This is a genomic window from Arthrobacter celericrescens, from assembly GCF_003614925.1.
Lineage (GTDB): Bacteria > Actinomycetota > Actinomycetes > Actinomycetales > Micrococcaceae > Arthrobacter > Arthrobacter celericrescens.
Window position 1 is genome coordinate 62,622 of the sequence record NZ_QYLP01000032.1, and the last position, 6,895, is coordinate 69,516.

General features: G+C 69.2%; 7 protein-coding genes. 3 read left to right on the top strand and 4 right to left on the bottom strand.

Annotation, left to right across the window (positions count from 1 at the left end; translation table 11 throughout):
* The first annotated feature begins 38 nt into the window (after positions 1-38).
* Positions 39-1,322, top strand: coding sequence for an MFS transporter (locus tag D3654_RS07945; RefSeq protein ID WP_120520968.1), 1,284 nt, complete (start codon positions 39-41; stop codon positions 1,320-1,322).
* A 16-nt stretch (positions 1,323-1,338) separates the two neighbouring features.
* Positions 1,339-1,719, top strand: coding sequence for an ArsR/SmtB family transcription factor (locus D3654_RS07950; protein ID WP_120520978.1), 381 nt, complete (start codon positions 1,339-1,341; stop codon positions 1,717-1,719).
* Between the two features lie 22 nt (positions 1,720-1,741).
* On the opposite strand, the gene D3654_RS07955 is transcribed toward D3654_RS07950, so the two are convergent.
* Positions 1,742-2,098 (bottom strand): hypothetical protein, encoded by a 357-nt coding sequence (locus tag D3654_RS07955; protein WP_120520969.1) that lies wholly within the window; start codon positions 2,096-2,098, stop codon positions 1,742-1,744.
* Positions 2,099-2,257: 159 nt separating this feature from the next.
* Here D3654_RS07955 and D3654_RS07960 point away from each other — a divergent pair, with 159 nt between their 5' ends.
* Positions 2,258-2,773: a putative immunity protein gene (locus D3654_RS07960; RefSeq protein ID WP_120520970.1), complete on the top strand. Its 516-nt coding sequence runs from the start codon at positions 2,258-2,260 to the stop codon at positions 2,771-2,773.
* A 4-nt stretch (positions 2,774-2,777) separates the two neighbouring features.
* Here D3654_RS07960 and D3654_RS07965 read toward each other — a convergent pair whose 3' ends face one another.
* The 3 genes from D3654_RS07965 to D3654_RS07975 all read right to left on the bottom strand — a co-directional run bounded on the left by D3654_RS07965 (position 2,778) and on the right by D3654_RS07975 (position 6,770).
* Entirely contained in the window at positions 2,778-4,799 is a 2,022-nt protein-coding gene (locus tag D3654_RS07965) for a penicillin-binding transpeptidase domain-containing protein (protein ID WP_120520979.1), read from the bottom strand.
* 109 nt (positions 4,800-4,908) lie between these two features.
* Entirely contained in the window at positions 4,909-6,087 is a 1,179-nt protein-coding gene (locus D3654_RS07970; RefSeq protein WP_120520971.1) for an MFS transporter, read from the bottom strand.
* Positions 6,084-6,770 carry a GntR family transcriptional regulator gene (locus D3654_RS07975; RefSeq protein ID WP_120520972.1) on the bottom strand — a complete coding sequence of 229 codons (687 nt, stop codon included), beginning with the start codon at positions 6,768-6,770 and terminating at the stop codon, positions 6,084-6,086. The genes D3654_RS07970 and D3654_RS07975 overlap by 4 nt, the downstream gene beginning before the upstream one ends.
* Positions 6,771-6,895 lie beyond the last annotated feature (125 nt).

Consider the following 6,895-nt stretch of genomic DNA (forward strand, 5'->3'; position numbering starts at 1 on the left):
TATGATGCACATATGCACTTAATCCCGAGGGGGACGTGATGCTGCCGGTACTGCGGAACGCGACATACCGGCGCCTGTTCATCGCGCAGCTCGTGGCGCTTCTGGGCACCGGTCTGCTCACTGTGGCCCTGGGTCTCTTGGCCTTTGACCTGGCGGGGAAGGACGCTGGCGCTGTCCTCGGCACGGCCCTCACCATCAAGATGGCCGCCTATGTGGGTTTCGCCCCGGTGATCAACGCCGTCGCGGCGAAGCTGCCGAAGAAGCCGGTGCTGATCGGCGCCGACCTCCTCCGGGCGGCAATGGCCCTGTGCCTGCCGATCATCACCGAAGCCTGGCAGGTCTATGTGGTGATTTTCCTGCTGCAATCCGCCTCGGCAACGTTCACCCCGGCCTTCCAGTCACTGATCCCTGCCGTCCTCCCCGCCGAACGGGACTACACGCGTGCCCTGTCGCTCTCCCGGCTGGCCTACGACCTTGAAGCGCTGGCCAGCCCGGCGATCGCGGCGCTGCTGCTAACGGTCCTCAGTTACAACAAGCTGTTCCTCGGGACGGTGGCGGGTTTCCTGCTTTCGGCTCTCCTGGTCGCGGTCACCGCTTTGCCCGCCCCGGCAAACGGCGCGGCAAAGGAGGCCCCGGCGTCGTTGTGGCACGGCATCACCCTTGGCGCGCGGATCTTCTGGCGGTCTCCCAAGCTGCGGTCGCTGCTGGCGCTGAACCTGGTGGTCGCCGCGCCCACGGCGCTGGTCCTAGTGAACACCGTGGTCTATGTCCGGGAGGTGCTCCACCGGCCGGAGACGGACCTTGCCCTCGCCCTGGCCTGCTTCGGGGTGGGTTCCATGACGGTGGCGCTCGGTGCGCCCCGCGTGCTGGAGCGCTTCGGGGACCGTGCCGTCATGCTCACCGGGGCGGCCGTCCTCCCCATGGTGATGTCGGGCGCCGCGGCCCTGACGTTCCTGGCGGAAGGGGCCGGAACCGATTCAGGCACCTGGGCTTGGCTGCTGGGCCTGTGGTTCCTGCTGGGCGCCGGCACCTCGACGGTCCTGACGCCGTCGGCCCGGCTGCTGCGGGAAGCTTCGGATGAGGCGACGCGGCCGTACGTGTTCACCGCCCAGTTTTCGCTGTCGCACGCCTGCTACATCCTCACCTATCCGCTGGCGGGCTGGCTCGGCGCCGCGGCGGGACTCGGCCCGGCTGCCCTCGCGCTGGCATTTGTTGCGATGATAGGCGGTACGGGTGCATTCCTCTCGTGGCCGCGCAGGTCCGAAGGAGCGCATCCGATCACGAGCCCGGACAGCCGGGGAGCCGCGGAACTCAAGCAATAGGAGCAGGCCTTTGAGCATGGCCAACGGCGCCGCCGGTGCCATCACGAAACAGCAGGACCCCGCGCCGTCGCTCGTCCACGAGGTCACGCCCGACGCCGAACTGCTGGACACCGCGGCCGGAACCTTGCGGATGCTCGCCGAGCCCACCCGGCTGCACCTGCTCTGGCAGCTGACCTCGGGGCCCAAGTCGGTCACCGAACTCACGGACGCTGCCGACGTTCCGCGCACGGTGGTCAGCCAGCACCTGGCGAAGCTGCGGCTCAGCGGCCTGGTGGACACCCGCAAGGACGGCCGGCACGTCATCTACTCCCTGCACGACGGTCACCTGGTCCGGCTCATCCGCGAAACGCTGAACCACGCCGACCACCAGCTCACCGGCGAACCGTTCCACGACTGACGCGGCCCGGTCCGCGCCTCCGTCAGTACCGGTCCGGGAGCGGCGTCCTCATGATGTTCGGCAGCTGCGAGACGAAGCTCGCAATGAGGACGATGTACGCGATGACGAACAGGAACCAGGCGATGAACAGCCCGATCCCGACCCAGCCCAGGATCCTTCCGTCCTGCGCGGGAACCCCGTAGGCCTCGGCCTTCTTGGACTGCATGAGCGCCAGCGGGCCGAAGACCACACCGATGGACACGATCCCGAGCACACCGAACACGGCGGCCAGCCTCGCATGCTTCATGCCTTCGAGGTACCAGCGCAGCTGGCCCTGGGTGACCGGTGTCTGGTCGTGTTGCGGGTATCCGGGCTGGAGATCCGGCGGTGGCGTGGACATGCGTTCCCCCTGAATGCAGTTTCGTGGCGCGGCCTTCCGGGAAGGCGGCGCGTGACAGGCTGAGGATATGTCGAAGCCTCGATGCGGCGCCAGCGACCGCCTCCGCGGAACCCGGCGCTCCGCTACGATTCGCGGAGCAGACCCGCAAAGGAAACGCCCATGATCCTCCCGAAAGTACGGGACCCCCGCTTGGTCACCGTCCGGCGCGGCGGCACCCTAAGTGACGCCCACCATCACCTCCTCGCCGAATGGGCTGCCCGCTGCGCCGAGCATGTCCTCCCTCACTTCGAAGCCGAACGCCCGGACGACCCGCGGCCCCGTGAGGCGATCACGCAGCTGCGCGCGTGGATCCGCGGCGCCATCGGCATGATGGAGTCCCGTGCGGCCGGCGGCCATGCGATGGCTGCGGCGCGCCCGCTGACCGGTGCCGCCCGGCATGCGGCTTTCGCCGCAGGCCAGGCCGGGGTGGTGGCACACGTCGCGGAACACGACCTTGGCGCGGCCGCCTACGCCATCAAGGCGGCCGTCGCCGCGGCTCCCGCCGGGGAAGCCGAGGCAGCCCGCCGCATGGAACGGGACTGGCAGCGGTCCCTGCTGCCGGAGGAGATCCGGGGAATGGTCCTCGAAGACCAGCGCCGCAGGAGCCCCATCTGCTGGAACGTCTTCGACGACTGAGGCCCTACCCCGCCGCGATCAGGAACTCCTTCAGCAGCGGCCCACTGGTGGTGGCGCCGAGGCCGCCGTCTTCCACGAACACCGCCACGGCCAGATCGCCGTGCACGGCCACGATCCAGGCGTGGGTCTTGGGCGGGTTGTCCTTGCCGAACTCGGCGGTGCCGGTCTTTGCACCCACCGGGGCACCCGGCACTTGCGCGAGGAAGCCGGCGTGACCGGAAGTCACCACGGCGCGCATCATGTCGCTGAGGGCTGCCGCTTCGGCCTTCGTCACCGGTTTCGCGATCGCCGGAGCCGTAGCGGAAGCCGACGACGAGGGCGAGGCACCCGCCGTGGGCGAGGCACCCGCCGTGGGCGAGGCACCGCCGTCGGACGCACCGCCGTCGCCGCTTTGGGTGCCGCCGTTCAGGACCAGCTGTGGCGACACGGGAGCGCCGTGGCCGACGGACGCAGCCATGACAGCCGCGGCGAGCGGCGAGAGCAGCACCTTGCCCTGGCCGATCATGGAGGCGGCATGCTCGGTGCCTTCGGCGTTGCCCGGGACGGAACCGAGGAAGGCGTCGGCGCCCAGCTTGGGCGCTTCGACGGCCACGCCGAGGGAGGTGGCGGCGGATTCGAGCTGCTGCTGGCTGACCTTGTCCCGGGCGGAGATGAAGGCCGTGTTGCAGGAGTGTGCGAAGGCGTCCCGGAGGGCCACCGAACCCAGGGAGGACGCGGGATATCCCTCGGCGTTCTTGAAGGTGCGGCCGTCAACGGTGAGGGTGGGCGTGCACTGCACCTTGGAATCGGGGGTCATGCCGTCGCGGATCATCGCCAGGGAATCAACGATTTTGAACGTGGAGCCGGGCGCGTACTGGCCCAGCATGGCGGTGTTGTAGCCGTTGCTGCCCGGGCCGGACGCGGCGGCGAGCACGGCCCCGGTGGAGGGCCGGATCGCCACGATGGCCGACGCCGGGCCGGTGTCCGCGAGGGTGGCCTCGGCGAGCTGCTGCAGCTTCACATCCAACGTGGTCTTCAGCGAGGTCCCGTCCATGGCCGGGACTTCGAACAGGGTGCGCGGTTCCGCGGCGGTTCCTTCCGCGGCGGTTCCTTCGGCAGGAGCGTCCTGTCCGGGAGCGGGCACGACCGCCACCACGAGGCCGTCCTTGCCGCGCAGCAGGGAGTCGTACTTTTCCTGCAGGCCGCCGGTGCCGACAATGTCCCCGGCTTTGAGGGCGCCCTTGGACTTTTCGATCTGTTCGGCGCTGGCCTGGCCCACTGAGCCGAGGACCGGGCGGGCAAAGGTGCGGGTGGGCGCCAGGGACAGGGTGTCCGGCAACGCGACCGCGCCCGGGATCGCCTTCAGCTTCGCCTCGGTGATGTCCGCGGTGAAGCCGCGCAGGACGATCGCTTCAACGAAGGCCTGCGGGCCCGCCGCCGCGGACTGCGTGGTGTACTCCGCCACATCCAGGCCGACCAGCCCGGCCAGGGCGCTTGCCGAGGATTCCACCTTCGCGGCGTCCACCTTGGTTTTGTCCAGGCCGACCCGGATCACCTTGCGGTCCTGCACGATCGGGGTGTCCCCGGCGCCGAGGATCCCGCCACGCTTTGCCCTGGCCGTGGTCACGTCCAGGACTTCTCCGTCCTTGAGTTCCGGTACGAGCAGTGCAGGGTTCCACTGCACGGTCCACTTGTCGCCGGACTTCGTCAGCTCGGCCTGGGAGCTGTACTTCCATTCGGCCGAGCCCAGCTTCCAGCTGTAGTCCAGGGGCACGGTGGCCTTGCTGCCGTCGAGCTTCACCTCGCCGGCCGCCACGCTTGGCTTGATGTCGCCGAGGTCCGCGAACACGGCCTTGAGCTGCTCGTTCGCCGCCGCCGTGTCCGTGCCCTCGAGGGCCACAGGTCCGAGGTCGAGCCCGGCCAGCGAGGACGCGAGCTGCTTCGCCGCTCCCTCCGCCCCGGCGCGGCCGTCATCGCACGCCGCCAGCGATCCGGCCAGCATCAGGGCCGAAAGTCCAGTTACCAGAAACTTTGTTGTTTTCCCCACCCGCGCCATTATGCCGTGTCCGTCTGACAGGAAAGGGCACGCACGACGGCGGGCGGGGCGCCGCCGGGAGAGCTCCAGGGCGGGGCGCCCCAAGGCGGCCACGCCCCCGCTAGTCGTCCAGCCGCACGCCGCGCACCAGCACGAGCGTCCCTCCGACCACCGCCGCCGAGGCCAGGAACACCCCGGCGGAGCCGAGCCCTGCCGCGACGGCGCCGATGGCGCTGGGCAACACCAGCTGGCCCACCCTGTTCCCGGCGAGCCTCAGGGCCAGTGCCTTGCCGCGTTGCCCGGGCGGGGACTGGGCGGACAGCCAGGACATGGTCAGCGGCTGCCCGATGCCAAGGCCGAGCCCCAGCAGTGCCATCACGACAAACAGGAGCCACACGGGCATCGGTATCGCCGCGACGCCCAGGGTCACGGTGGAGAGGGCAAGGCTGATGACCAGCAGCTTCATGCGCCCCAGCTTCCGGGAAATCCGTCCCAGGCCAATCCGGGATGCCATCGAGAACACCGCACGCGTGGTGAGCATCAGGCCGACGGTCGCCGCGGAGAGTCCGCGTTCGGAGCCGAGCGCCGGCAGGTAGACCACTGTCAGGTCGACGACGGCGAGCACCGTGGCACTGGTGGCCAGGGCGCGGGCAACTCCGGGGGTCCTGAGCAGCGACACGGCACTGCCCGTGCTCACCTCGCCCGCAACGGCACCCTTCCTCCTGGCGCCGGCGCTGCCTGAAATGGCGAAGGTGGTCGCCAGCATCACCACGCCCATGCAGACGGCCAGCAGGAAGATCGCCTGGGTGTCGGGACGGACGGAAGAACCGCCGACGAGCGAGATGGCGAACGGACCCAGGGCCTGGCCCAGCGAGGCGGCGAACGTCAGGTAGCCGAAGGCCGAATCCATCCGGGACGAGGTGGCATTGTTGGCCACCACTGCCTGCTGCCCCACCACGCAGGCCATTTGCCCCGCACCGAGGAGCGCCGTCCCGATGACCAGGGCCACGATCGAGGAACCCCAGAGCAGGAGGAACGACGAACAGGCGAGGACGACGGCGGAGCCGATCACCATGAGACGCCGCTCTCCCAGCCGGTCCACGAGCCCGCCCGTGGGAACAGCCAGGATCAGGGGAAACACGGCGTAGCTGGCGGCCAGGAGGCCAAGGGCGAAGCCGGGAACATCCAGTTCCAGGGCCCGGTACGTTGCGGCCGGCCGGACAAGGAAGGTGATGGCTTGGATCAGTACCGAATTGACCAGGAGGGCGATGACCGAGCGGCGCCCAAGCCCGCCGATCATTTGGCGGCGGGCGTGCTGCCCGAGCTTGCACTCGTGCCGCCCGAGATGGCGCGCAGCGCTTCGTCGCGGGCGCCGATGACGTGCTCGAACGCGATCCTTGCTGCTTCGTCCGGCTTGCCCGAGGCTACGGCTTCCACGAGGATCCGGTGGTCGGCGAGGGCCTGGTCGCGGCGTTCCTGGGTGTTGTTGGTGTAGTGGCGGTAACGCTGCATGTGGCTGGACACCTGCTCGTGGAAGCGCCGTGCCCAGGAATTACCGGCGATCCCCGCAATCGCCGCATGCAGCGCCACGCCGTACTTCATGGCTTCGTCGGCGAACGCCGCGGTGGCCGCATTGCGTTCGAGGATGCCGTGGAGGCGTTCGATGTCCGCGGCCGTGGCCTTCGCGCAGGCTTCCCGTGCCATCAGTGATTCCAGCGCCGCGCGGACGTCGTAAAGCTCGGAAACAGCCGCGTCGTCCAGCACCGGCACCACCACCCCGCCCGTGGGCTGCTGCTCCAGGAGGTTCTCCGAGATAAGCCGCCTGATGGCTTCCCGCAAAGGTGTCCGGCTGACCTGCAGCGCCGCGGCCATCGCAGGTTCGTAGATCCGCTCTCCCGGCTCCAGTTCGAGGCTGAGGATCCGCCTCTTCAGCTCCCCGTACACAAAATGCGCTCCGGTGTTCCGGGCGTGTGACTCCGCCATCGCATGACCTTCGACTCAAACAATACTTGTATACATCTATACAACCACACGGTCGGCCTTCCTCCCGGACAGCACGACTCCGAACAGCCCGACGGCGGCCGGCCACCTCCGTGGGGAAGGTGGCC

Coding starts and splice junctions, on each gene's coding strand:
- D3654_RS07945 (WP_120520968.1), top strand. CDS start 39: ATGCTGCCGGTACTGCGGAACGCGACATACCGGCGCCTGTTCATCGCG.
- D3654_RS07950 (WP_120520978.1), top strand. CDS start 1,339: ATGGCCAACGGCGCCGCCGGTGCCATCACGAAACAGCAGGACCCCGCG.
- D3654_RS07955 (WP_120520969.1), bottom strand. CDS start 2,098: ATGTCCACGCCACCGCCGGATCTCCAGCCCGGATACCCGCAACACGAC.
- D3654_RS07960 (WP_120520970.1), top strand. CDS start 2,258: ATGATCCTCCCGAAAGTACGGGACCCCCGCTTGGTCACCGTCCGGCGC.
- D3654_RS07970 (WP_120520971.1), bottom strand. CDS start 6,087: ATGATCGGCGGGCTTGGGCGCCGCTCGGTCATCGCCCTCCTGGTCAAT.
- D3654_RS07975 (WP_120520972.1), bottom strand. CDS start 6,770: ATGGCGGAGTCACACGCCCGGAACACCGGAGCGCATTTTGTGTACGGG.